Annotated in this window: 24 protein-coding genes; 5 read left to right on the top strand and 19 right to left on the bottom strand. The window is 65.8% G+C overall.

The genetic code is table 11. The features are described from left to right. Positions 1-56: 56 nt before the first annotated feature. The gene (locus VW23_RS03620; protein ID WP_084645487.1) at positions 57-911 is read right to left on the bottom strand and encodes an SMP-30/gluconolactonase/LRE family protein; all 855 of its coding nucleotides are present in this window, start codon (positions 909-911) and stop codon (positions 57-59) included. Positions 912-1,088: 177 nt separating this feature from the next. Here VW23_RS03620 and mbfA point away from each other — a divergent pair, with 177 nt between their 5' ends. Beyond that, positions 1,089-2,072 carry an iron exporter MbfA gene (gene mbfA, locus VW23_RS03615; protein ID WP_069908227.1) on the top strand — a complete coding sequence of 328 codons (984 nt, stop codon included), beginning with the start codon at positions 1,089-1,091 and terminating at the stop codon, positions 2,070-2,072. Between the two features lie 285 nt (positions 2,073-2,357). Here the strand turns inward: mbfA and VW23_RS29620 are convergent, their stop codons facing one another. The 3 genes from VW23_RS29620 to VW23_RS29615 all read right to left on the bottom strand — a co-directional run bounded on the left by VW23_RS29620 (position 2,358) and on the right by VW23_RS29615 (position 3,116). After that, positions 2,358-2,492 carry a hypothetical protein gene (locus VW23_RS29620; protein WP_280138960.1) on the bottom strand — a complete coding sequence of 45 codons (135 nt, stop codon included), beginning with the start codon at positions 2,490-2,492 and terminating at the stop codon, positions 2,358-2,360. Positions 2,493-2,572: 80 nt separating this feature from the next. After that, the gene (locus VW23_RS03610) at positions 2,573-2,971 is read right to left on the bottom strand and encodes a hypothetical protein (protein WP_069908226.1); all 399 of its coding nucleotides are present in this window, start codon (positions 2,969-2,971) and stop codon (positions 2,573-2,575) included. Positions 2,972-2,981: 10 nt separating this feature from the next. Beyond that, on the bottom strand, positions 2,982-3,116 hold the full coding sequence (locus VW23_RS29615; RefSeq protein ID WP_280138959.1) for a hypothetical protein: 135 nt from the start codon (positions 3,114-3,116) through the stop codon (positions 2,982-2,984). A 136-nt stretch (positions 3,117-3,252) separates the two neighbouring features. Here VW23_RS29615 and VW23_RS03605 point away from each other — a divergent pair, with 136 nt between their 5' ends. Further along, positions 3,253-3,813 carry a TetR/AcrR family transcriptional regulator gene (locus VW23_RS03605; RefSeq protein WP_069908225.1) on the top strand — a complete coding sequence of 187 codons (561 nt, stop codon included), beginning with the start codon at positions 3,253-3,255 and terminating at the stop codon, positions 3,811-3,813. 177 nt (positions 3,814-3,990) lie between these two features. On the opposite strand, the gene VW23_RS03600 is transcribed toward VW23_RS03605, so the two are convergent. The 4 genes from VW23_RS03600 to VW23_RS03585 all read right to left on the bottom strand — a co-directional run bounded on the left by VW23_RS03600 (position 3,991) and on the right by VW23_RS03585 (position 7,881). Further along, a complete protein-coding gene (locus VW23_RS03600) occupies positions 3,991-4,881 on the bottom strand; it encodes a lipid kinase (RefSeq protein ID WP_069908224.1) in 891 nt (296 codons plus the stop codon). 234 nt (positions 4,882-5,115) lie between these two features. After that, entirely contained in the window at positions 5,116-5,751 is a 636-nt protein-coding gene (locus VW23_RS03595) for an FMN-binding negative transcriptional regulator (protein WP_069908223.1), read from the bottom strand. A 67-nt stretch (positions 5,752-5,818) separates the two neighbouring features. Further along, positions 5,819-6,262 (bottom strand): GyrI-like domain-containing protein, encoded by a 444-nt coding sequence (locus tag VW23_RS03590; RefSeq protein WP_069908222.1) that lies wholly within the window; start codon positions 6,260-6,262, stop codon positions 5,819-5,821. After that, positions 6,259-7,881: a GMC family oxidoreductase gene (locus VW23_RS03585; RefSeq protein ID WP_069908221.1), complete on the bottom strand. Its 1,623-nt coding sequence runs from the start codon at positions 7,879-7,881 to the stop codon at positions 6,259-6,261. Before VW23_RS03585 ends, VW23_RS03590 begins: the two co-directional genes overlap by 4 nt. Before the next feature lie 184 nt (positions 7,882-8,065). On the opposite strand from VW23_RS03585, the gene VW23_RS03580 reads away from it, so the two are divergent. Beyond that, positions 8,066-8,983, top strand: a complete 918-nt coding sequence (locus tag VW23_RS03580; protein WP_069908220.1) for a hypothetical protein — start codon at positions 8,066-8,068, stop codon at positions 8,981-8,983. 14 nt (positions 8,984-8,997) lie between these two features. On the opposite strand, the gene VW23_RS03575 is transcribed toward VW23_RS03580, so the two are convergent. The 3 genes from VW23_RS03575 to trhO all read right to left on the bottom strand — a co-directional run bounded on the left by VW23_RS03575 (position 8,998) and on the right by trhO (position 12,693). Continuing rightward, positions 8,998-10,314: a phenylacetate--CoA ligase family protein gene (locus VW23_RS03575; protein ID WP_069908219.1), complete on the bottom strand. Its 1,317-nt coding sequence runs from the start codon at positions 10,312-10,314 to the stop codon at positions 8,998-9,000. Positions 10,315-10,499: 185 nt separating this feature from the next. After that, the gene (locus tag VW23_RS03570; protein ID WP_069908218.1) at positions 10,500-11,435 is read right to left on the bottom strand and encodes a LysR family transcriptional regulator; all 936 of its coding nucleotides are present in this window, start codon (positions 11,433-11,435) and stop codon (positions 10,500-10,502) included. A 262-nt stretch (positions 11,436-11,697) separates the two neighbouring features. Beyond that, positions 11,698-12,693 carry an oxygen-dependent tRNA uridine(34) hydroxylase TrhO gene (gene trhO / locus VW23_RS03565; RefSeq protein WP_084645483.1) on the bottom strand — a complete coding sequence of 332 codons (996 nt, stop codon included), beginning with the start codon at positions 12,691-12,693 and terminating at the stop codon, positions 11,698-11,700. A gap of 61 nt (positions 12,694-12,754) precedes the next feature. On the opposite strand from trhO, the gene VW23_RS03560 reads away from it, so the two are divergent. Beyond that, the gene (locus VW23_RS03560; protein WP_069908217.1) at positions 12,755-13,783 is read left to right on the top strand and encodes an aldo/keto reductase; all 1,029 of its coding nucleotides are present in this window, start codon (positions 12,755-12,757) and stop codon (positions 13,781-13,783) included. A 270-nt stretch (positions 13,784-14,053) separates the two neighbouring features. Here VW23_RS03560 and VW23_RS03555 read toward each other — a convergent pair whose 3' ends face one another. The 8 genes from VW23_RS03555 to rpmI all read right to left on the bottom strand — a co-directional run bounded on the left by VW23_RS03555 (position 14,054) and on the right by rpmI (position 21,472). Further along, on the bottom strand, positions 14,054-15,346 hold the full coding sequence (locus VW23_RS03555) for an O-antigen ligase family protein (RefSeq protein WP_069908216.1): 1,293 nt from the start codon (positions 15,344-15,346) through the stop codon (positions 14,054-14,056). Positions 15,347-15,356: 10 nt separating this feature from the next. After that, positions 15,357-17,765, bottom strand: coding sequence for a phenylalanine--tRNA ligase subunit beta (pheT, locus tag VW23_RS03550; RefSeq protein ID WP_069908215.1), 2,409 nt, complete (start codon positions 17,763-17,765; stop codon positions 15,357-15,359). Further along, positions 17,762-18,415, bottom strand: a complete 654-nt coding sequence (locus tag VW23_RS03545; protein ID WP_069908214.1) for a 3'-5' exoribonuclease — start codon at positions 18,413-18,415, stop codon at positions 17,762-17,764. Before VW23_RS03545 ends, pheT begins: the two co-directional genes overlap by 4 nt. Then, complete coding sequence (locus VW23_RS03540) at positions 18,412-18,819, bottom strand: ASCH domain-containing protein (protein ID WP_069908213.1); 408 nt, start codon at positions 18,817-18,819, stop codon at positions 18,412-18,414. Before VW23_RS03540 ends, VW23_RS03545 begins: the two co-directional genes overlap by 4 nt. A gap of 142 nt (positions 18,820-18,961) precedes the next feature. Then, positions 18,962-19,375, bottom strand: a complete 414-nt coding sequence (locus VW23_RS03535) for a hypothetical protein (RefSeq protein WP_069908212.1) — start codon at positions 19,373-19,375, stop codon at positions 18,962-18,964. 133 nt (positions 19,376-19,508) lie between these two features. Next, positions 19,509-20,639 (bottom strand): phenylalanine--tRNA ligase subunit alpha, encoded by a 1,131-nt coding sequence (gene pheS / locus VW23_RS03530; RefSeq protein WP_069908211.1) that lies wholly within the window; start codon positions 20,637-20,639, stop codon positions 19,509-19,511. Between the two features lie 217 nt (positions 20,640-20,856). Next, positions 20,857-21,258: a 50S ribosomal protein L20 gene (gene rplT / locus VW23_RS03525; protein ID WP_055873058.1), complete on the bottom strand. Its 402-nt coding sequence runs from the start codon at positions 21,256-21,258 to the stop codon at positions 20,857-20,859. 13 nt (positions 21,259-21,271) lie between these two features. Continuing rightward, entirely contained in the window at positions 21,272-21,472 is a 201-nt protein-coding gene (gene rpmI, locus VW23_RS03520; RefSeq protein ID WP_069908210.1) for a 50S ribosomal protein L35, read from the bottom strand. Between the two features lie 215 nt (positions 21,473-21,687). Here rpmI and VW23_RS28830 point away from each other — a divergent pair, with 215 nt between their 5' ends. Next, positions 21,688-21,840, top strand: coding sequence for a hypothetical protein (locus VW23_RS28830; RefSeq protein ID WP_176730319.1), 153 nt, complete (start codon positions 21,688-21,690; stop codon positions 21,838-21,840). The last annotated feature ends 6 nt before the right edge of the window (positions 21,841-21,846 follow it).

Here is a 21,846-nt window from a genome sequence, read left to right as displayed (position 1 = left end):
GAGGGACAGGGTGGGGGGTGCGCTTCCCGCACCAGCCCTTCAGAGCGAAGCTTGCCTCACTCCACCGTCAGCGCCACCAACTCCCCAGTCTGCGTCAGCGGCACATACACCACCTTCCCCTCAACCCACAGGTCCGCTGCCCCCGGCGCCAGCGTGGTCAGCGTCGTCACCTTGTCGTCGGCATAGCTGAGGATGGTACCATCAGGGTTGTCGTCGAACACCAGGCTGTCGCCGAGCCGGGCGACGCCGTCGGTGAGGGCCACTTCCATGGCGCCGGTCAGCGGCGTGATGGCTTTGGTGGCGAGGTCCACCGCCTGCAGCCCGCCTTTGCTGTCGAAGCTGAAGTCGGGCTTCATGCCGGTGCCCATCGAGCCGACGATCAGCTTCTTGCCGTCGATGAACAACCCGTTCGGGGTCGCCAGCTTCTCGTCGGCCAGCCACTTCTCCACCGTGCCGCCGGCGAGCTTGTAGATCGCCGAGCCCATCAGGTCGCTGACATAGATATCGGTGCCGTCACTGGTGACGTCATTGGGGAACATCGCGCCTTCGAGCGCGTGGGTGGTGACGATCGAGCCGTCGCTCAGCTTGATCTCCACCAGCCCATTGCTGTCGGCGACGAACAGGCGGTCGCCAACGATCGCCATGCCCTTGGGGTCGGTGAGGCCACCGGTCCACTGCTCGGTGACGAGCTTGCCGTCGGGCGAGACGATCGACAGGTAGCCGTCGGCGCCACCATCGGGCCCGAAGGTCACCATGTTGGTGACGATCAGCCGGTCATTGGCTGTGTCGAAGATCACCGATTCCGGCATTTTCAGCCCGCCCAGCCGCCAGCTTTCGGTGGCGCTCTGAGCTGAGGCGCCAAGGGTGGCGGCCGCAACGAGGCCGATGGCGAGGCTCAATCGCAAAAACATGGGTCTTCCTCCGATTATCGATTTTGGCCGGGTTCCGCCGCGTGCGTCCGGCGGCGCGAGCCTAGCGAGGTTCGAACAAGGTTCGGCCTTTGCTCGATATCAGCGAAAGGCATGACCGGGCTTGCCGCGGCCGTTTCTCACGTTTAGAATAATTCTAAACTGAATGGCTAGAGCGCTATGTTTGCACGACTTCTTCACCCGCATCGGCGGGATTTCCTCTCGCTCGACGAACGCGAGATCCTCTCCCTGGCGGTCGCCGCCGAAGAGGAGGATGGCGCCATCTACGCCGAAATCGCCGAGCGCTTCGTTTCGCGCTACCCGGCGACCGCAAAGGTGTTCGAGGGCATGGCGGCCGAGGAAGACGGGCATCGGCGCCGGCTGCTCGACCTCTATGTGGAAAAGTTCGGTTCGCGCCTGGTGCCGATCCGGCGCGAGCATGTCCGCGGCTTCATTGAGCGGAAGCCCGTCTGGCTGATGGAAACCATGAGTCTGGAGGCGGTACGCCAGCTGGCCTTCGAGATGGAAGCGGCGGCGTCGCGCTTCTACACCGAGGCGGCCGGGCGAACCACCGATGTCGAGGTCCGAAAGCTGCTCGGCGATCTCGCGGTCGAGGAGCGCGAGCACGCCAACCTTGCCGGCAAGCTCGAAGAGCAGGCGCTCGGCGCCGAGGAGCGGGCCGCCGAAAAGAGCGAGGAGCACCGGCAGTTCCTCTTGACCTATGTGCAGCCCGGTCTCGCCGGGCTGATGGATGGCTCGGTATCGACGCTGGCCCCGGTGTTCGCCGCGGCCTTCGCCACCGGCAATACCTGGTCGACCTTCCTCGTCGGGCTCGCCGCCGCGGTGGGCGCCGGCATTTCGATGGGCTTCACTGAAGCGGCCGCCGATGACGGCAAGCTTACCGGGCGCGGCTCACCCCTCACCCGCGGCGTCGTCACCGGCGCCATGACCACGCTGGGGGGACTCGGCCATGCCATGCCCTACCTGATCCCGCATTTCTGGACTGCGACCGGCGTCGCCATCGCCGTGGTGGTGATCGAACTGTGGGCCATCGCATTCATCCAGAACCGCTACATGCAAACCCCATTCTGGCGCGCCGCCTTGCAGGTGGTGGTGGGCGGAGCGCTGGTGTTCGCGGCGGGGATCATCATTGGCAGTGCTTAGAGCGGGGGGAAGGCCCCCTCACCAGGGCCGCGCAGGCCGACCGCTCTCCCAGTATTGCTCCGTCGGTGGTCTCGCGTCCCCTCGCCCCTCTGGGGAGAGGGTCAGGGTGAGGGGTAGCCAAGGACGCGAAGTCAGTGAATCCCGCTGTGACCTAGCCTGAGCTTTCTGTGTGCTTGGCGCCCCTCACCCCGGCCCTCTCCCCAGAGGGGCGAGGGGGCGCGGCGGCGGTGAAACGCCGCAGATGCGGCAACCTCTCATCCCGGGCCGCCGGCTATGGCCGTCGCTTTAGTTGGCGACGACGAAGAACACCACGAGCACCAGCACGGCGAACAGCGCGACCAGGAACGGCCACGGCAACAAATGCAGTTCGTGCTGGGTTTCGAGTCCGTGATCGACGTTTTCGTGGCGGATACCTTGCATAGGCGGCCTCCCGTGATCATTGCCGGGCCGAGGGCGCCGGCCCGTCGATCATAGCACCGTTACCCACGAGGCGGAACTGCTCACGCCGGAACGGTCCGCCGCCACGCCGCCAGCACCAGCAGCGCCGCCGGAATGAGCCCCAGCGGATAGCCGCTCGGCTCCATCACCAGCCCCGCCAGCAGCGCCCAGGCGCCGATGCCCCAGCCGACAAAGGCCGGCGGCACGAGGCCGCGCCGATCCATCCACAGCACCAGGGCGCCGAACACCAGCATCGGCAGCGCGAAGCTGCCCAGCGTCGCGTGGAACACCGCGCCATTGGCTGCCATGTCGGGGCTTTGCGTTGCCACCGGCTGCCAATGCTCGAGCGTCCACAGATGCCCCGACAGCCATGCCGGCAGCAGCGCAATGGCGTCCGTGCCGAGGACGATCAGGTGCAGCAGGCTCATCCCGATCATCGTCCATCCAGCCCATTTCAGCATCCGACCCTCCTCAAGCTTTCGAGCGCGGCAGCGCCGCGATGACGATGGCGGCGAGACGCAGCGCCCCGCATTCGATGCGGATGCCGCAGACGGCGAGGCGCCACCCGGGGCTGGCCTCGGCCTTGGCGTTTTGAGGTGCGCTCATCTTGGATCCCTCCAGTGCATTGCAGGCGACCATACGGTGCCGTATGTATCGGCATCACCAACGCCTGTCCATACGGTAGCGTATGGATGCGACGGCAGGTCGCGGTCAGACGATTTGGTGGCAGGAGAGCAATGACGTGAGCAAAGCCGAGAGCCTCAGCCGCATGGATTGGATCATTGCCGCCACGGTGGCGCTCGGCGCGGCGGGTGTGGACGGGGTGCGGGTCGAGGCGCTGGCGCGGCAGCTCAAGACTTCAAAGGGCTCGTTCTACTGGCATTTTCGCGATCGCGCCGACCTGCTCGACGCGCTGCTGACGCTGTGGGAAGACGAAGGCACCGAGCAGGTCATCGCCGCCGCGGCGCACCTGCCGACGCCCGCCGCGCGGCTCGATGCCGTGCTCGAGGAGGCCGTGCAGTTCGACGTGCATGGGGCGGAGGTCTCGGCAGTCGAAGGCGCCATCCGGGCCTGGGCCGGCCAGGACGAAGCGACAGCGGCGCGCGTCCGCCTGATCGACGCCCGCCGCGTGGACTATCTCCGCGATGAATTGCAACTGGCGGGACATGCCCCGGACGTGGCGCAGCGCCGCGCCGAGGGGTTGTATCTGGCGCTGCTCGGCTACTACGCCGCCCACCGCTACGCCTCGCCCTCAGCCAATGGCGACGCCCTCGCGGCACTTCTGCGGCTGGCGGTGGACTAGCGCGCCGGACTTTCAGTCGGGCGTACTTCCCCTCACCCTGACCCTCTCCCCGGAGGGGAGAGGGGACGCACTTTGCACGGGCAGAACCACATCGCCCCCTCTCCCCGCCGGGGAGAGGGTCGGGGTGAGGGGCAGTGCGCTTAGGTCACAATGTGAAACCTCAGGTAGCCGCTACGCTCAGGAGGCCGGCGGTGCAAACACCGTGATCGCACCCGGGCGGATGCGGAAATGCGCCGGGGTCTGGGTGACGATGTCGCCGTCGAGGTTGACCGGGCGCGGCTTCTTCGTCCGGATGTCGAATTCGACGCAGCGGGCGGTGCGCACTTCTTCCCAGGCGCCATGCGTGCCGGAGCGGAAGGCGCTGAGCATCAGCGCCAGTTTCCACACATTGTCGATCTCGAGGCTGTAGAGGTCGAGCCTGCCGTCTTCGATGCTGGCATCCTGCTCGATCACCGAGCCGCCGCCATAGTGCCGGCCATTGCCCGCCGCGATCTGGTAGGTTTTGACCTGCGAGGTGCCTTCGCGGTTGATGATGGTGGCGCTGAACGGCCGGGCCTGCATCAGCACCTTGAGCGCCCCGATGGCATAGCCGAGCCGGCCCCAGCGCCGCTTGGTCTCAGCCGTCAGTCCCATGGCGAGGTCGGCGCCGAGCCCGATGGTCGCGACATTGAAGAACGGGTGGCCGTTGACGTCGCCGAGATCGACCTTGCGCTGGTTGCCGGCAATGATGATGTCGGCGGCGAGCTCGAGCTGGGTCGGGATTTCGAGCGTGCGCGCCAGGTCGTTGGCCGTCCCCATCGGCAGGATGCCCATCGGCAGCCCCGCCGCGACCACGCCATTGGCCGCCGCATTGATGGTGCCGTCGCCACCGCAGACGATGGCGAGGTCCGCCTCGTGCCGGCGCCTGACGATATCGGCCGCCACTTCACCCGGCGAGCTGAACCGCTCGATCGCCACGTCGATGCCGCCGGCTTCCAGCCGGTTGACGATCGGATCGAGGCTCTCGGTACCGCGCCGGGCATTGGGATTGACCAGCATCAGCGCCCGACGGCGCGCGGGAAGGCTCATAAGGGCAGGGCTCACGTTACGAACGGCGGTAGATGGAGGCGCCGCCATGAAACGGCAAGAGCGGCTAGCGTGTTTCACGTCGTGGTTGGCGGGGTACTGCCCCTCACCCCGACCCTCTCCCCAGCGGGGAGAGGGGGCGTTGTGGCACCGCTGGTGGTCTCGCTTCCCCTCTCCCCTCCGGGGAGAGGGTCAGGGTGAGGGGACGTTCACGCGCCAATCGATCATGAAAATGGGCTAGATGCCGCCGCGGGCCTTCACCAACTCGCGCATCGCCGGCGCTTCGGCATCGGTTTCCGCCGCGAGGCCGTGGGCGACGCCGACCCGATCAAGCTCCGGGCGGTTCTGGCTCGCCTTGAACTTGGCATCGATGGTGGCAATCTCGATCTCGATGCCGACAATGCCCTTGAGCTGGCTGGCAATGAAGGCGTCCGGCGCGTCCGACACCGCCCACGGCTTCTGCCGGCTGCCCTCGTGCTGCGCCGTCAGGGCCGAGACGTTGGCATGCAGCCACGCGGCATCCTCGATCACCCGGGCCGTGCCACGCGCCTGAACGATGGCGTAGTTCCAGGTCGGCACGACTTTGCCGTCCACTGCCTTCTGCGGGTACCAGCTGGGCGTGATGTAATGCTCGGTGCCCTGGAACACCACCAGCACGTCGGGGTTCTGGCCCAGCGCCTTCCATTGCGGGTTGGCGCGCGACATGTGGCAGCGCAGCGTCCCCAGTGGGCCTTCCGCTGCGTAGAGCAGGAACGGGATCGGGTTGGCCAGCAGCCCCTCGCCGGCCGAGATCAACAGCCCGAGCGGGTGCGCGGCGATGAACGCCTGCTGCGTTTCGAGGTCGGTCTCGCGAAAGGCTGGTGGCTGGTACATCGGCGTATCCCTTTCAGGTCGGCAGGGCTCTTGGTGGAGCAGCCCTGAACTCGCGGTGAACAGCGTCTCAGCCGAGGCGCAGCGGCTCCGGTTCGAGCGCCACGTGCAGCTCGTGCCGTCCCGCGGCGAGGCCCGGCAGATAGCCGAAATCGAGTTTGTAGTCGGTCGCCTTCAGCCCCGCCACGGCGGCATGCGCATAGAGCTTTTCGAACCCGGCGGCGATCTCGACCAGCGGTCCGTCGTGGACGATCCTGAGGTAGCGCTGCGCCGGAATGACGATCCGCACCATGCCGTCAGGCACCTCGGTTTTCTTCGCCGCCAGATAGCCGACCAGTTCGCGGTAAACCCCATCATCGCGCGACAGCGATACTTCGAGAAACGAGCTGGCGCCGGTATCGGTCTCGAACAGCCGGGTCCAGGCGGCCGGAATGGCTTTGGGCAAGTCGTTCCAGTGCGCCTCGACCAGGACGCCGATGGCGATCAGTTCCGGCAGTTCGACGGTCTCGATCATTGGTAGTCCCTGGCGATCAGCGTCGCCGCCTTCGATCCGATGGCCATGGCGGCGGCATTGGTATTGGCCGATGGAATGGCCGGAATGATCGAGCAGTCGATGACCCGCAGGCCCTCGACGCCGCGCACCCTGAGCCGCGCATCGACCACCGCCATCGGGTCGTCGTCGCGCCCCATCTTCAGGGAGCCCGACGGGTGGTAATTGGTCTTCACCGTCTCCTGCGCAAAGCGGGTCATGCCAGCGAGGTCGGTCACGTCCCTGCCGGGCAGGATCTCTTCCTTGATCTTCGATAGGAACGGCTCGGTCTCGAGCAGCCGGCGCGCATGCCGCATCGAGGCGAGAGTGAGCCGCAGGTCCTCCGGGTCGCCGAAGAAGTTGCAGTCGACCAGAGGCTGCGCCGCGGGGTCGGCCGAGCGCAGCCGCACCGTGCCGCGCGCCTTGGGGCGCAACAGGCACGAGGTAAAGGTGACGCCCCAGGTGGGCTTGGCCTTCGACACATCGCGGTCCTGGTAGACGATCGGCGCGCAATAGAGCTGGATGGTCGGCCGGTCGCCGCCATCGGGGTCGTAGAACAGGCAGGATTCGATGCCGGTGGTGGTCACCGGGCCGGAGTTGAACAAGAGGTATTGCAAGCCGTTGCGGAGCATCGGCCAGCCCTTGTCCTGGCCGAAGTAGCCCGACTTGCCCTTGGTGGTGGCGATCACCGGGACTTCGTGGTGGTCCTGCAGGTTCGAGCCGACGCCGGGCAGGTCGGCGAGCACCGGGATCTGGAAATCGTCGAGATGGTCGGCCGGCCCGATGCCGCTCAGCATCAGCAGTTTTGCCGAATTATAGGTGCCGGCGCCAACCAGCACTTCGCGCCCGGCCCGTGCTTCGTGCGGATCGCCATCGCGGGTATAGGCGACGCCGACGGCGCGGCCGTTCTCGATGATGATCCGGTCGACCCGCGCCTCGGTGACGATGGTCAGCCGCCGGTCGCGCCGCAGCGGGTCGAGGAACGCCTTCTTGCCGTCCGAGCGCTCCTTGTAGCGGCCCCATTGCCCGTAGGTGTGCTGCATGATGCCCACCCCGTTCTGCCGCTCGCCGTTGAAATCGGGGTTGTAGCGGTGCCCGAGCCCCTGCGCCGCGAGCAGGAAATCCTCGGTGGTGTCGGAGATATGGCCGGGGTCGGAAACCCTGAGGTTCCCCGCTATGCCATGGAACTGGTCGTTGAAGCGGGTGTTGCGCTCGAGCCCGCGGAAATGCCCGAGCATGTCGTCGTAGGACCACTCCTCGGTGTTCCCCAACCCGGCCGCCCAGCCGTCATAATCTTCCTTCTGGCCGCGCATATAGACCATGGCGTTGACCGCGCTGCCGCCGCCGAGCGCCTTCGCCACCGGCACGATCGGCGCCCGGCCGCCCAGTTGCGGCTGCGGCACCGTCTTGTGCATTTCGAGGAAAGTGTCCTGCGCCAGATACTTCATGTAGCCGGCCGGCATCGCCATGATCCGGTTGGTCGAACGCGGCCCGCGCTCGATGATCAGCACCGAATAGCCGAACTCCCTGACCAGCCGCATCGCCGCCACCGACGCCGCCGAGCCGCCGCCGCAGATAATGAAATCGAAAGTGCGTTCGGCCATGTGAAATCCCTAGCAATGCGCCCGTTTTAGCGAGCCGGCAGGCCGTTGGATAGGCCGCTGCGGCGGTGCCGTGCTGCAGCAATTGCGCAACGGCAGTGATCAAATCTTCCAGTAAATGCCCGCGCTCGCCTTGCCAGATTTCCGTTGCGGTGCAAGTCTTTCGCTCAGTTGTTGAGGGCGGACCATGTCAGTTTTGCGCGTGACTAAAGCAGCGCTGCTAGCCAGCGTGTTTTCGATACCGTTCGGTTTTTCGGCATCTGCCGCCGACTTGATACTCACTTCGCCCGAGCCGATCGAAGACCAGTATGTCGACCTGGTGCTGCCCGCGGTATCTGCGGTCAACGGCAAGCTGGAGCTTTATGCCGGCGGCATTTCCGACCCGGAGAGCGCCATCTTCCGCGCCGCCGGTTCACTGTCGGTACCAATCGGCGAGCGCTTCGGCGTGCAGGGCGATGTCGCCGTCGGCAATATCGATGACAGCTGGTCATTCGGCGGGGCGCTGCATGCCTTCACCCGTGATCCCTCGTCCTACCTGCTCGGTGTTACCGCCGGTGTGGTTTTTGCCGATGGCTCGCGACTCGCCGCGGTCGGCCCCGAGGCGGAACTCTATCTCGACCGGATCAGCCTCGAAGGCTGGGCCGGCTGGGCGGCGATCGACTACGACGATCTCCTGATGCCCGACGAGAGTGGCTTCTTCGCCATCGGCGATGTGGCCTGGTACCCGACCGACGATTGGCGCCTCAGCCTCGGGGGCGCCTCGATCCTCGGGCGTGAGTCGCTGAAGCTCGCCACCGAATACCAGTTCGCCGGCCTCGGCTTCCCGCTGTCGGGTGTGGGCGAAGTGCGCGCCTACGACACCGGGGCCTGGAGCGCCAAAGTCGGCATCAAGGGTTACTTCGGCGGCGACCCGGACAAGAGCCTCATCGACCGCCACCGCCAGGACGACCCGCCGAACCGCGCGCTCGACCTGTTCAGCGCCGCGGGGGATCTGCTCACGGCGACGCCGGGTGAGCCCACAACTTGGGATTGCCCCGATGGCGAGTCCCCGGTGCCGGGCGGTGATTACGGCGAATGCGAGTACACGGAGATCAACCTGCAGTAAGGGTGAGCCGCTGCTCAGCCGGCGCGGTCCCACTCGTTGACGTACTCCAAGTACTTTCCAGCGGCGGTGAGGGGAATTTCCCTCACTCGAACAAACTGCAGCTGGGAGTCCTCGAAGAAGGTGGCTCGGTAGAGAGCATCAACTGATGCCTCGTCGCCGGGCGTCGCCCAATCGTTCGGCACATACCGCACCTCGAAGTGTTGGGGGCCGACCTGCGCAATCTGCCAGAACGTACACCGTAGCATTTCGCGCGCCGACTCGTTGAGCATGCGAGAAACGGCCCTGCCATCGGGGTGGGTGAAGATCGCTGTGCTTCGACCTTCTACCGCTTCGATCATCGGCAGCGAGCGGCCGCACAGGCAACTGCCGCCGGCGAGAGCCGTATCCCCCTGTTCATAGCGTATCAGGGGTTGGGCGGTGCTCACGAAAGGGGTCACCACGATCCGGCCGGAAGAACCGGCGCCCACCGGCTTCCCGTCATCACCTACTATCTCGACGAGCACACTTTCAGCATTGATATGCAGCCCCTTCCCAAGCCGGCAGGGATAGGCAATCTGTCCAGCCTCCTTCGAGCTGTAAGTCTCCATAGCTCGGGCGCCGAAGACGCGCCGGATGGCTTCCAAGTCGCCGCTGCTCGCACCCTCCCCGTGGGTCATTGCGCAGTCAAGCCGGCTCTCCATCCCCAAGCGCTCCGCTTCCAGCGCGTAGACGTGAAACTGCTTCGGGCCGGTAGAAAGGTAGGCGGAGTTCGTGCGGTTGATAAACTCCAGCATCTGCTGAGCGTCCGTGCCGCGCGAGATGCGATAGCTGTTGCCTTGCAGCGCCCGCTCATCCCATTTTGGTCCCCATGGACCGAGCGACTGGCCGTGCGGCCATTCTGCCGCCTCAGCGTACCCATCGCGCGCTGCGTAGGTCTTCGACCAGTCCAAGTCGTAGGTGCGGTGTGCCCGCCAGCGGTTCGCATTGGCGGCCACTGCGGTCAGCCGGTTGATGCTGATCTTCACCGGCATACCGGTCGAACCCGACGTTTCGATTGTCCCCGTTGCACCATGCCCCCTAGGCAGCTCCCGCGCCAGCATCGCGTCTCGATGCTCCTGCATGTCCTTGCGGGTGACGATCGGGATCTCGTGCCAGCGATCCCAGTCGATATCGCCGGTGCGGGTGAACACCGGATCTAGGCGCTTCTCGTAGAACGGCACGTTGGCCCGGGCATGTCGCAGCAACTGCGCCAGCTGGCTGCGCTGGTAGGCGAGCATGGTCTCGGGGAGCCAATACTGGCTCTCCATCAGCATGTCGTAGAACTCGCGCTGCAGGTCGCGTGGCTGGTTCATCGCCGGACTAAAGCTTAGCCGTGCGATGGGGGCAAGGTTGTCCGGCGGTGCGCTTGGCGCCCCTCACCCTGACCCTCTCCCCAGAGGGGCGAGGGGACGCACTTTGCACCGCCCCTGCCACATCGCCCCCTCGCCCCTCTGGGGAGAGGGCTGGGGTGAGGGGCGCCAAGCACTCCGAGGCCAGCCTAAGCTGCGTTCGCGGCGGTCGGCGGCAACAGCGTCGTTTCGAGAATAGTACCGTTCTTCCGGCACTCCTCGGCGATCTCGGTGGCGAAGTCGCGCAGCATTTCGCGATCGAGCACCGCGGCGTTGCGCACCACCATGGCGATGTCGCGGTGCACCGGGTCGACGTCGATGGGGGTGATCTCGGTGAGGCGGCCGGCGGCGATGTCGTCGGCCACGGCCGAGTAGACGAAGAATCCGACGCCTTCGCCGCGGATGGCGATGCGCCGGGCCGGGCCGGTGGGGAGCTCTACCGACACCGGCGCGCGGCGGAACAGCGCCAGCGCCGCATCGGGATAGACCTGCCACCAGTTGATCGAGATCAACCGCGGCACCCGCCTCAGCACGTCCTCGATCTTGGGCTCGAGCCCCAGTTCGGCGGCGATCTGCGGCGTCGTCACCATCGGCACCCGCTCGCGCAGCACCAAGAGCGGCACGAGGTCAGTGATCAGCGGATCGAGGTTGGGCCAGCAGAGGATCCCCAGCTCGATATCGCGCTCGCGCAGCATGGCGGCGATCTGGCTCTGCCGCCCCTCGTGGATTACCACATCGACCGACGGATATTTCTGCTGGAAGCGCAGCAGCGACTCGGTGACCAGCGGCGACACGAGGCTTCGCAGCGAGCCGATGGAAACGCGCCCGCGCTCCACCCGGCGCAAGGCTTCCTTGGCCTCCTGCGCCGCTTGGAGGATGCGGCGTGCGTAGGGCAGGAAGGTCATGCCCTGGTCGGTCAGCGCAATGTTGCGGCCGCGGTGGAACAGCGGCACCCCCAGCAGGTCCTCGAGCGCCCGCATCCGCATCGACACCGTCGCCTGCGTGACGTTGAGCTTGGCCGCCGCTTTGGTGAAGCTCAGATCCTGCGCGATCCGGTCGAAGGTTCTGATCTGGTCGAGGTCCATGATAGGCTCGGCTTATGCGGGTTGCGCCCTGGGGCCTCGAATGAGGCACTTACATTGGACATGCTGATAACGCCCATCAGGGAATGTCAACTGAAATATGTCAGCAAGGCTGACCAATATGTGCCGACTGAAGCAGACGGCCCCCTCCCGGCCTCCCCCATAAAGGGGGAGGTGAAGAGTCGAGGTTCTGTCTTCGATCGTGCCAAACACTGGATGCGGCACCTCCCCCTTCATGGGGGAGGATGGGAGGGGGCCGTCTCTATCAGTCGACCGACTGCTTCCGTCGAGCCAGCTTCGCCGCCTTGTTGCGCGCCGCTGTCGCCGCCGCATCATCCCCCAGATGCGCCTCGCCCCGCGCCCGCGCCAGCTCCATCTGCCGCTCGCGCTCGCTGGCCCCCGCCGGCGCCGCTTCGGCACACGCAGCGCAGAGCGAACCGACGGCCTCATTCGGCCGCATTGGGTTGCGGCAGCCGCGACACAGCACCGCCTCACCTTCCGCCAGACCGTGCACCACCGAGACGCGCTCGTCGAACACGAAGCACTCGCCGTTGAAGCGGCTTTCGGTCTCGGGGACGCTCTCGAGATATTTGAGGATGCCGCCCTTCAGGTGGAACACTTCCTTGAAACCCTGCTGGAGCATGTAGGCCGAAGCCTTCTCGCAGCGGATGCCGCCGGTACAGAACATCGCGACTTTCGGATGCTGGGCCGGATCGAGTTTCGCCACGTAATCCTTGAACTCGGTAAAGCTCTGCGTCGCAGGATCGCGGGCGTTGCTGAACGTGCCGAGCTTCACTTCGTAATCGTTGCGGGTATCGATCAGCGTCACGTCGTTGCGGCTGATCAACCTGTTCCAATCCTGCGCCTCGACATGAGTGCCGACGAGCTTACTGGGGTCGGCCTCGGGGGCCCGCAGCGTGACGATCTCGGGCTTGAGCCGCACCTTCATCCTGAGGAACGGCATCTCGGTCGCGCTGGAGAATTTGGCTTCGGCACCGGCGAGCCGGCCGGCCCAGAGCGAGGCAGTCTCGAACCAGTCCATCAGCTCGTCGATCGCGGTGGGCGTGCCGGCAACCGTGCCGTTGATCCCCTCCGGCGCGAGGATGAAGGTGCCGCGAATCCCCCGCGCACAGCAGAACAGCGCCAGCTCCGGCTTCAGCGCCGCACAATCTTTGAAATCCGCAAACTTGTAGAGCGCCAGCACCTTGAAACGGTTCAGGCGTTCGGACAGATTGGCGGCGGTTTCTAAAAGCTCGGACATCGCGGCGGGTGTAGCATCCGGCGGCTGCAACGAGCAAATCGGACATATCTGGAGGAATGAAATGACCTATCGGGCCAGCGACGCTCGCTATGGCGGCGGCATGCAGTATCGCTACACCGGGCGTTCCGGGCTGAAGCTGCCAGTGATCAGCCTGGGGCTGTGGCAGAATTTCGGTGGCACGCGCGACTATCCCAGCGCCTTCGAAATGCTGAGCTACGCCTTCGACAAGGGCGTCACCCATTTCGACCTCGCCAACAATTACGGCCCGCCGCCGGGCGCCGCCGAAGAGCTGTTCGGCGACGTGATGGCCCGAGATTTCCGTCCCTATCGCGACGAGATGATCATCTCGTCCAAGGCCGGCTGGACCATGTGGGAAGGCCCCTACGGCGACCGCGGTTCGCGCAAGTATATCCTCGCTTCGGCCGACCAGAGCCTGAAGCGCATGGGCATCGAGTATTTCGATATCTTCTACTCGCACCGCTACGATTCCGAGACCCCGCTCGAGGAGACCATGGGCGCGCTGGCGCACCTGCACCGGCAGGGCAAGGCGCTCTATGTCGGCATCTCGATGTACCCGGAAAAGCAGACCCGCGAGGCGGTACGGATTTTGAAGGACATGGGCGTGCCCTGCCTGATCCACCAGCCCAACTACTCGATCCTCAACCGCTGGATCGAGGAAGATGGCACCATGGCCGCCTGCGACGAGCTGGGGGTCGGCATCATCGCCTTCTCGCCGCTGCAGCAGGGGATCTTGTCGGGCAAGTACAACAGCCTGAAGGGCGACCTCTCGGGCACCCGCGCCTCGGAGAATTACTCGCTCTCGGCCAACCGGCTGGAGCCGCGCGTCCTCGAGGCGGTCGACAAGCTCGGCGAGATCGCTAAGGCGCGCAAGCAAACCATGGTGCAGCTGGCCCTCGCCTGGGTGCTGCGCAAACAGGAAGTCACCTCGGCCCTGATCGGCATCCGCACGCTCGAGCAGCTCAAGGATTGCCTCGGCGTGCTCGACAACCTCGAGCTCTCGGCCGAGGAAATCGCCACGATCGACGCCGCCGCCAAAGGCGGCCTGATCGACAGCCGTCCGGGGCGGTAAGGGGCGTACTGAGACAGACGGCCCCCTCCCGGCCTCCCCCATAAAGGGGGAGGTGAAGAGGAGTTTGTGGCTCGATCGTGCCCAATGAACCAGCGGGGCACCTCCCCCTTAAAGGGGGAGGATGGGAGGGGGCCGTCTCTATCGGTCTTCTCTCAGGCCGCCCCAAACTCGGTGTCATCCCCGCGAAAGCGGGGACCTCCGTTTTCCTGGCCGGCATCGCAAACAGAGGTTCCCGCTTTCGCGGGAATGACCTGGTGCGTGTGGCTGGCCCTACGCCCGCTCGTCCCGGCAATAGTTCAGCAGCACCGCCGTCAGCACCACATAGAGCGTATTGTGCAGCGGAAAGCTCAGCATGGTGTCGGGCAGGCCCAGCACCAGGTAGCTGATCGAGAGCAGGCTGCAGCCGTAAAGCCGGGTGCGGTATTGGCTGTCGCGCGGGCTGAAGATGCAGCTGATCACCGGCAGCGCCAGGAGCAGCAGGTAAACTACGAGGCCGAACAGGCCGGAGGCGACGGCGAAGTTCAGCGCGTCGTTGTGGAGGTGCGGCAGCTGCGCGTGCACCAGCTCGTAGACCGCGAGGTACGGGACGATCGCCGTCATCAGCTGGCCCCAGCCATGCCCGAACAGCGGCGCGTCGGTGAAGGCCTGGGCCCCGGCGCGATAGAGGATGAAGCGGATGGTGGTGCCGAGGTCCGCCGGGTTGTCGCCTCCGGCCAGCCGGCTGAGGATGTCGAACATCGACGACGAGCGGGCGCCGGCGAGATCGGCGAAATAGGCGACGAGCCCGAAGGCGGCGAGCACCGCGACGCTCACCACCACGGCCAGGAGCTTGTGCCGCACCAAGAGCAGCGCCGCGACGAACAGCAGCACCGGGAACGCCACCAGCGCGGCACGTGAGCCCGAGGCGAAGATCACCGCCAGCGCCATCAAAGGGCCGAGCAGATAGATGAAGCGCTGCCGGCCAGTGGCGGCGGCTGCGCCGATCATGGCGAAGAAACCGAGCAGCAGCGCGGTGTTGGAGAGCCGGATCGGATCGGTGATCGGCGAGCCGAGTCCGGCGCGCTGCATGCCCTCGATATAGTTGAAGTAGAGCGCCATCAGCAGCCCGGCGGCCGTGCCGAACAGGGCGAAATCGGCGAGCTTGCGGCTATTGGCTGGTCCGGCGGCGCGCCGGAACAACAGGGCCAGCGGCGCATAGAGCAGCATGGCGGAGAAGTTGAGCGTCTGCAGCAGGTCGGATGGCTGCCGCATCGTCACCACGGCGCTGATGAACAGCAGGGTGAAGGCGCCAAGAAACAGTTTGGCCGGCAGGTCGAAACCGATCTTCACGGTCGCCCGCCGCACCGCGAAGAACGCGAACACCGCCAGCGCAATGGCGAGCAGCGCAAAGGTGGTGAAGTAGCCGAGGATGCAGGAGAGCCCGATCGCCACCACCAGCATGGCGCGGCGCAGCAGCGCCTCGCTGGCGGCGGCCGGGCTGAGCGGCGCCAGCGGCAGCTCGGCGACCGGCAGCCCCTCCGGGGCCGCCTCGCCGATCGCCTCGCGCTTGCCGTCAGCCGTCATCGGTCCGCCTTCAGGTCCTGAGCACGCCGCCTGTCGCCTTGCTCACTGCGGCGACGACATTCGCCGCCACCTTCTCGATCTCTTCGTCGGTCAGTGTCTTGTCGCTGGGCTGCAGCGTCACGGCGATGCCGACCGACTTCTTGTCCTCGGCGATCCCCTTGCCTTCGAACACGTCGAACACCGACACTTCCGTGATCAGCGTTTTGTCGGCGTTCTTGGCGGCGCGGAGGAGCGTCGCTGCCGGTACCGAGCGGTCGACGAGGAAGGCGAAGTCGCGGCTCAACGGCATCAGGTCGCTGAGCTTCAGCGCCGGCTTGGATCGGGTCGGCTTTTTGCGCGGTTCGGGGATGGCGTCGAGATCGAGCTCGAACGCCGCCACTGGGCCGGTGAGGTCGAACTTTTCGAGCTCGCTCGGGTGCACCTCGCCGAACCAGCCGATGGTCAGCTTGGGACCGAGCTGGATGCGCCCGCCGCGGCCCGGATGGCTCCAGGCTGCGGGCTCCGCCACCAGCTGCAGCTTGTCGATGTCATGGCCCATGGCGTCGAGCAGCGCCGCGATATCGGATTTGGCGTCGAACACCGAGACCTTGCCGTTCTGCGCCTGCCAGTGGCGCGATCCACCGAGCCGGAGGCCCGACGCGTAAGTGCGCTGGCCCTCGGGCTGCACCGAGTGGAACACCTGGCCGACTTCGAACAGTTTCAGTTCGCTCAGCCCGCGATTGGTGTTGCGCTGCGCGGCGCCGAGCAGCCCCGGCAGCAGCGAGGGCCGCATGTCGGTGAGTTCCGAGGCGATCGGGTTGGCGAGCTTCAGCTCGGCCGCACCGCCGCCGAAACGCACGGCTTCCGCTTCCGGGATGAACGACCAGGTCACCGCCTCGTCGAGCCCGCGCGCCGCGAGGGTCCGGCGGGCGAGGCGACGGCGGTTCTGCAGCGTCGTCAGCATGCGCGGCGCCACGTGGTTGAGCCGCGGCAGCGGATCGATGGGGACGTTGTCGACGCCCACCATGCGCATCACCTCTTCGGCGAGGTCGGCCTTCATGGTGACATCGGGACGCCACGACGGGACGTGCACCTTGCGGGTCGGCCCGGCGCCTTCGAGCTTGAAGCCCAGGCGGCCGAGAATGGCTTCGATCTCGCTGGCCGAGGTCTCGAGGCCGGTGAGGCGCTCGACTTCGGCGAGCGGGAACTGGACCACCGTATTGGGGAACACGTCCTCGCCCGAGATTACCGGCTGCATCGCTTCGCCGCCCACCAGCTCCAGCATCAGCCGGGTCGCGAGTTCGAGGCCGGGTTCGGTCAGCGCCGGATCGACAGAACGCTCGAGCCGATAGCGGGCATCCGAGACGATGCCGGTCTTGCGGCCGGTCTGCGCGATGAGGTCGGGGTCCCAGCTGGCGCATTCCATCAGGACGTTGACCGTCGCGTCGGTGGTGCCCGAGCGGATGCCGCCCATCACCCCGCCGAGGCACAGCGGGCCAGCATCGTCGGCAATGACGGTCATGGTCTCGTCGAGCGCGTAGAGTTTGTTGTCGAGTGCGTCGAATTCTTCACCCGCCTTGGCGTTGCGGAGCACCGCCTGCCCGACGATCTTGTCGGCGTCATAGGCGTGCAGCGGCCGGCCCCAGCCGAGCGACACCAGGTTGGTGATATCGACCACCGCATTGATCGGCCTGAGCCCCACGGCGCGCAGCCGCTGCTGCAGCCAATCGGGCGACGGGCCGTTCTTGATGCCCTTGAAGTAGCGGCCGGCGAACTTGCGGATCGCCTTGGGCTCGCCGGCGGCGAACTGATGCGGCAGCGGCGGGATCGGGCTCGGGCCTTTCGAGGGCACCGGCGACATGTCGGTGGTTTTGAGCGTGCCGGCGCCGAACGCCGCGAGGTCGCGCGCCACGCCATAGACCCCGGTGGCGTCGCCACGATTGGGGGTGATCGAGATGTCGATCACCGTGTTGCCGAGCTTCGCGTAATCGACATAGGCCATGCCGATCGGCGCGTCCGCCGGCAGCTCGATGATGCCGTCATGGTCGTTCGACAGCTCGAGCTCGGCGGCCGAGCAGAGCATACCGTTCGACGGCTCGCCACGGATCACCACGCCGGCCTTCAAGGTGAAATCCTTGCCCGGGATATAGGTGTCCGGGAAGGCGAACACCGACTTCATCCCGGTGCGGGCGTTCGGCGCGCCGCATACCACATCGATCAGCGTGCCGGTGCCGGCATCGACCTTGCAGAGGTTGAGGTGGTCCGAGTTCGGATGCGGCTTTGCTTCCACCACATGGGCGACGACGAACGGCCTGAGCTTTTCAGCGGGGTCGACGATGTCTTCGACCTCGAGCCCGATCATGGTCAGCGCCTTGCCGATCTCGTCGGCCGAGGCGGTGGTGTCGAGATGTTCTTTCAGCCAGTCGAGGGTGAACTTCATTTGTAGACGCTTTCGGTCGCTTCGATCCGGGGCAGTTGCCCGCTGATCTCGAAAAGTTTGGCGAGGACGTTGGCAAAGCCGCGCGCATCGTCGATGGCGCGATGCGTGTGTTCGATATGGCCGTACCAGGCCGGCGGCACGCGCTGCATGCCCCACTTGGTATACTCGGCCCCACGCAGCGTGCCGGCCATGGTGTAGAGGCAGACGCCGCCGCCGCGGAAGATTTGCCGGCTCTTGTACGGCCCGCCCATCACCCGGGTGCCGGCGAACACCGAGAGGTAATGGTCCATCCACAGCCCGTCGAAGATCATCGGCGCCGCCGCGAAAACACGAAAGCCCGGGAGGCTTTCGACCCAGTCGGCATAGCGCGGCATCACCGACGCCGGGTCTTTCGGGTTTTGGGTGGCATGCGTCCAGGCCTCGGGCTGCGTCTCCCACCACGCCATGGTGTTGGGATCCGGCTTGCGGTCGGTGCGCGGCGTCAGCACCGCCTCGAACTCGTCGAGCACCTTGCCCTCGATATCGACCGCCACCGAGGCAAAGCTCAGCATCGAGCTCTCCAGCGGGTTATGCCCATCGGACTCGATGTCGGTGACGACGAAGGTGCAAAGCTCCGACTGACCCGGCGCGATAGGCGGTTGCAGGCTCATCGGGGCAGCACCTCGACCAGCTTGAAGCGCTCGCAGACCAGCTCGAGGTCCTCCGACCAGCCGCCATTGCGCTCGAAATAGGCCACGTGGCCCGCCCGCCAGGCGGCGAAGTCACCCTCGCCTTCGCAGAGCGCGAAGGCTTCGGGCACATCGGCGAAGCGACGGACATCGAGTGAGACCGTCTCGATCACGGCGGCGGGCTTGCCGGCGCCATCGAGCACCACATCGCGGCGACCAACCTCCGGCATAGCTTCCTTGCCCGGGCCGTAGTCACGCACCGCGCCACAGGTGGCCGTCTTGGCGCCGGCGAGCACCAGTGCCAGCAGCTCATCGGCCAGCTCCGGGCTGTCGCCGAATGAGAAACGAACGGCATCGGTGTAGCTGGAAGGGACAACTACGGGCATGGCCGCTCCTTCACCGGGTCATCCCCGCGAAAGCGGGGACCTCTGTTTCCTTTGCTCGCATCGCAAACGGAGGTTCCCGCTTTCGCGGGAGTGACTCCGAGTGCGTGGAGATCGCAGAGCGCAGCAGTCAGCATGGGGAGGCTCATCGCGGCAACTCGGACACATAGGTGCAGTGGCCCGAGGCGACAGTTCCTTCCGTGTCGACCCGGACGAACGGCAGGTCCTGGTCGATCAGGCTGATACGCAGCAGAAACCCGGTGCTGCTGTCGAGCGCCACGAAATCGATGCGCTCGCGCAGCGAACCCGGATTGATCACCTTGAGACCGCCGGCCTCGATGGAGTCATTCTCGGAGCCGATGAAGTGCTCGCGATAGGCACCGGTCTCGAGGTCGATCCGCGTCACCCGCGACCCGGCGGCGCGCGCCTTGTCGATGGTGATGATCAGCGGCGGCGTCTCGCTCGAATTGTAGTAGTGCTCGGGCGTGCAGGCGACCATCTCCTCGGCGAGCGCCGGGGAGGCCATCACGACGGCCGCGAGAGCAACGAAGAGTTTCATGCGATTGTCGCCTTTGTCACCGGGTCATCCCCGCGAAAGCGGGGAACTCTGTTTTCCTGGCTCGCAGCGCAAACGGAGGTTCCCGCTTTCGCGGGAATGACACCAAGTGCGTCGCAGCGCTGGAGCGCGGGCATCAGCTGCTCAAGCCCCCGAACAGGGTCGGCAGGTCGAGCGGGCGGAAGCCGTAGTGATCGAGCCAGCGCTTATCGGCGTCGAAGAAGGCACGCAGGTCGTTCATGCCGTATTTGAGCATGGCGATGCGATCGATGCCCATGCCCCAGGCAAAGCCCTGGTAGACATCGGGGTCGAGCCCGCAATTGCGCAGCACGTTCGGGTGCACCATGCCGCAGCCCAAAATTTCCAGCCAATCCTTGCCTTCGCCGATCTTCACTTCGGCGCCCGAGCGGTCGCACTGCACGTCGACTTCCATCGACGGCTCGGTGAACGGGAAGAAGCTCGGGCGGAACCTGAGCGTCACGTTGTCGACCTCGAAGAATGCCTTGAGGAACTCTTCCAGCACCCAGCGCAGCTGGCCGATATGCGAGCTCTTGTCGATGACGAGGCCCTCGACCTGATGGAACATCGGCGTGTGCGTCTGGTCCGAGTCGTGCCGGTAGGTCCGGCCGGGCATCACCACGCGGATCGGCGGATCGATCGCCGGCGTCAGGTAGGGCGCCGCTGGCTTCTCATTGCCTTTCAGCATGGTGCGGATCTGCACCGGCGAGGTGTGAGTGCGGAGCACGCGTTTCACCCCATCGGGCGAGGGCGCCATGAAGAAGGTGTCGTGCATCTCGCGCGCCGGGTGCCCCTCGGGGAAATTGAGCGCGGTGAAGTTGTACCAGTCGGTCTCGATATCGGGCCCTTCGGCGATCGAGAAACCCATGTCGGAAAAGATCGCGGTGATCTCGTCGATCACCTGGCTGACCGGATGGATGCGGCCTTCGGCGGTGGGCGAGGGGCGGACCGGCAGGGTCACGTCGACCCGCTCGGCGGCGAGGCGGGCATCGAGCGCCGCTTTGCCGAGCTCGGCGGCACGGGCTTCGATCAGCCCGGTGACTTCGGTCTTCAGCCCGTTAATGGCGGCGCCGGCGGATTTCCGCTCCTCAGGCGCGATACCGCCAAGCGTGGCGAGCAGGGCTGAGACCGAGCCCTTCTTCCCCAGCGCAGCGACGCGCACCGCTTCGATGGCGCCTTCATCGCTGGCGGCGGCAGTGGCGGTGGTGATTTCGGCGCGAAGGGTGGCGATCTGAGCGTCGAGAGACATGTGCTGTTCCATTTATCGTTCGCTTCGTTGCCGCTCACACCGCTGTCATACCGGCGAAGGCCGGTATCCATCTTGAGATCTCAGGATGGGCCCCGGCCTTCGCCGGGGTGACACCGTGGTTGGGCGGCGTCGGGACCAAAAACAAAAGCCCCGCGCCATCCCCGGTTACGGGGCGGCGCAAGGCTTAGCTTAGGGCCTCAGAAAAGGCGAGGGCTGGTTAGGCGCTGATACGCTCGTGGGTGGTGGTCTCGATCTTGCCGAGATACCCCAGAGCCTTCTTGGCCTGCTCAACCAGCACGGCGAACGCTGCGGGCTCGGTGATCGCGAGATCGGAGAGCACTTTGCGGTCGACGGCGATCTCAGCCTTGCTGAGGCCGTCGATAAATCGACCGTAGGTCAGGCCGTGATCGCGCACGGCGGCGTTGATGCGCTGGATCCACAGGGCGCGGAAGTTACGCTTCTTGACCCGGCGATCGCGGTACGCGTACTGGCCGGCCTTGTCGACGGCGGCCTTGGCAGTACGAATGGTGTTCTTGCGGCGACCGTAAAAACCGGAAGCGGCCTTAAGAACCTTCTTGTGGCGGGCGTGGGCGGTAACGCCTCTTTTAACGCGTGACATCTATCGGCGCTCCTTAACGGTTATACGGCATGTACCACTTGACCAGACTTTCATCGCCCTTCTTGAGGATCTTGGTCCCCCGATGCGAGCGAATGTAGTCGGCGTCGTGGCTCATCAGCCGGTGCCGTTTGCCCGCGACGCCAGCCTTGACGCGGCCGGTCGCGGTCATCTTGAAGCGCTTCTTGGCGCCCGATTTGGTCTTCATCTTTGGCATTTTGCTGTCCTGGTTAGAGGCGGCTCGTAAAAGCCTGCATTTGGGATCGCCACGGCATGCCTTTTGGCCGGGCGGCCCGTCGAGAAGGCGGGTGTATAGGGGGAAAGTGGCAGAGGCGCAAGAGGGCGCCCGCCGCTGTCATCAGCGCGTAATACCCGCTTGCATTGATCGCTGGCAAGCGCCTCGTCGAAGGCGCAGCTCCGGGAAGCGCAGCGATGACCGATCTGTTCGCGGCCAAGTCGGCCGAACCGTGGCGATGGCCGATCACCAAGGCGCATTTGCGTGGCGCCATCTGGCTGGTGGCGCTGGCGCTGTTCGTGCTGCTGCCCAAACCCTTTGCCGAGCGGAGCCGGCGGCTGCCCAGGTGATCGCCG

The sequence above is a fragment of the Devosia insulae DS-56 genome, assembly GCF_000970465.2.
Taxonomy (GTDB): Bacteria; Pseudomonadota; Alphaproteobacteria; order Rhizobiales; family Devosiaceae; genus Devosia_A; species Devosia_A insulae.
This window is presented reverse-complemented; position numbering and strand designations above follow the sequence as displayed.

Bases quoted from the DNA above. Each gene is read 5' to 3' on its own strand.
- VW23_RS03600 (WP_069908224.1), bottom strand. From the start codon at position 4,881: ATGAGCCTTCCCGCGCGCCGTCGGGCGCTGATGCTGGTCAATCCCAAT.
- VW23_RS03590 (WP_069908222.1), bottom strand. From the start codon at position 6,262: ATGATCGAGACCGTCGAACTGCCGGAACTGATCGCCATCGGCGTCCTG.
- pheT (WP_069908215.1), bottom strand. From the start codon at position 17,765: ATGAAGTTCACCCTCGACTGGCTGAAAGAACATCTCGACACCACCGCC.
- VW23_RS03610 (WP_069908226.1), bottom strand. From the start codon at position 2,971: ATGCTGAAATGGGCTGGATGGACGATGATCGGGATGAGCCTGCTGCAC.
- VW23_RS28830 (WP_176730319.1), top strand. From the start codon at position 21,688: ATGACCGATCTGTTCGCGGCCAAGTCGGCCGAACCGTGGCGATGGCCG.
- VW23_RS03535 (WP_069908212.1), bottom strand. From the start codon at position 19,375: ATGAAACTCTTCGTTGCTCTCGCGGCCGTCGTGATGGCCTCCCCGGCG.
- trhO (WP_084645483.1), bottom strand. From the start codon at position 12,693: ATGTCCGAGCTTTTAGAAACCGCCGCCAATCTGTCCGAACGCCTGAAC.
- VW23_RS29615 (WP_280138959.1), bottom strand. From the start codon at position 3,116: ATGAGCGCACCTCAAAACGCCAAGGCCGAGGCCAGCCCCGGGTGGCGC.
- rpmI (WP_069908210.1), bottom strand. From the start codon at position 21,472: ATGCCAAAGATGAAGACCAAATCGGGCGCCAAGAAGCGCTTCAAGATG.
- VW23_RS03620 (WP_084645487.1), bottom strand. From the start codon at position 911: ATGTTTTTGCGATTGAGCCTCGCCATCGGCCTCGTTGCGGCCGCCACC.
- VW23_RS03570 (WP_069908218.1), bottom strand. From the start codon at position 11,435: ATGGACCTCGACCAGATCAGAACCTTCGACCGGATCGCGCAGGATCTG.
- mbfA (WP_069908227.1), top strand. From the start codon at position 1,089: ATGTTTGCACGACTTCTTCACCCGCATCGGCGGGATTTCCTCTCGCTC.
- VW23_RS03560 (WP_069908217.1), top strand. From the start codon at position 12,755: ATGACCTATCGGGCCAGCGACGCTCGCTATGGCGGCGGCATGCAGTAT.
- VW23_RS03595 (WP_069908223.1), bottom strand. From the start codon at position 5,751: ATGTACCAGCCACCAGCCTTTCGCGAGACCGACCTCGAAACGCAGCAG.
- VW23_RS03540 (WP_069908213.1), bottom strand. From the start codon at position 18,819: ATGCCCGTAGTTGTCCCTTCCAGCTACACCGATGCCGTTCGTTTCTCA.
- VW23_RS29620 (WP_280138960.1), bottom strand. From the start codon at position 2,492: ATGCAAGGTATCCGCCACGAAAACGTCGATCACGGACTCGAAACCCAG.
- rplT (WP_055873058.1), bottom strand. From the start codon at position 21,258: ATGTCACGCGTTAAAAGAGGCGTTACCGCCCACGCCCGCCACAAGAAG.
- VW23_RS03555 (WP_069908216.1), bottom strand. From the start codon at position 15,346: ATGACGGCTGACGGCAAGCGCGAGGCGATCGGCGAGGCGGCCCCGGAG.
- pheS (WP_069908211.1), bottom strand. From the start codon at position 20,639: ATGTCTCTCGACGCTCAGATCGCCACCCTTCGCGCCGAAATCACCACC.
- VW23_RS03580 (WP_069908220.1), top strand. From the start codon at position 8,066: ATGTCAGTTTTGCGCGTGACTAAAGCAGCGCTGCTAGCCAGCGTGTTT.
- VW23_RS03585 (WP_069908221.1), bottom strand. From the start codon at position 7,881: ATGGCCGAACGCACTTTCGATTTCATTATCTGCGGCGGCGGCTCGGCG.
- VW23_RS03545 (WP_069908214.1), bottom strand. From the start codon at position 18,415: ATGAGCCTGCAACCGCCTATCGCGCCGGGTCAGTCGGAGCTTTGCACC.
- VW23_RS03575 (WP_069908219.1), bottom strand. From the start codon at position 10,314: ATGAACCAGCCACGCGACCTGCAGCGCGAGTTCTACGACATGCTGATG.